The sequence below is a fragment of the Staphylococcus sp. EG-SA-14 genome (assembly GCF_017151935.1).
Classification (GTDB): Bacteria; Bacillota; Bacilli; order Staphylococcales; family Staphylococcaceae; genus Staphylococcus; species Staphylococcus aureus.
In genome coordinates this window covers 1-468 of record NZ_JACVZM010000061.1, presented here as the reverse complement: position 1 = coordinate 468, position 468 = coordinate 1, and the positions used below count along the sequence as shown (strand labels likewise).

1 protein-coding gene is annotated in these 468 nt (G+C 33.3%); it reads right to left on the bottom strand.

Going from position 1 to position 468, the window contains the following annotated elements; genetic code table 11:
* Positions 1 to 96: 96 nt before the first annotated feature.
* A partial coding sequence (locus tag IDG63_RS14280; RefSeq protein ID WP_206176482.1) for a LamB/YcsF family protein occupies positions 97 to 468 on the bottom strand: 372 nt, incomplete at its 5' end.

Genomic DNA, 468 nt, shown 5'->3' with positions numbered 1-468 from the left:
ATACTGCACCCCATAGAATTCTTCTATGCTTATTTGTTATTTCAAACGGTTGATTTAACTCCTCATACCCTTTATTTTGCTTCATACGCTTTCCTCCTATTTCATTGCACTAATTTCTATGCCTTCAGCTTTAAACTGTCGAATAATTTCTTGAACAAAATCTAAAGCATGTTGTCCGTCTCCATGTACACAGATTGTATCTGCTTCAATCGGAATTTCATTTCCATTTATCGTCATAACTTTAGATTCTTTTACCATTTTAATAACTTGTGCGACAGCTTGGTTAGTATCTTTTATAAGCGCGCCCTCTTTTTTTCTTGAAACTAATTGGCCATTATCTTCGTATGCACGATCAGCAAATACTTCGCTCTTATACGTTAAATTATGACGTTTACATGATTCGATTAGTTCACTGTTAGATAAACCAACAAATAATAATTGATCATCAAAATCTTTCACTGCTTTAAC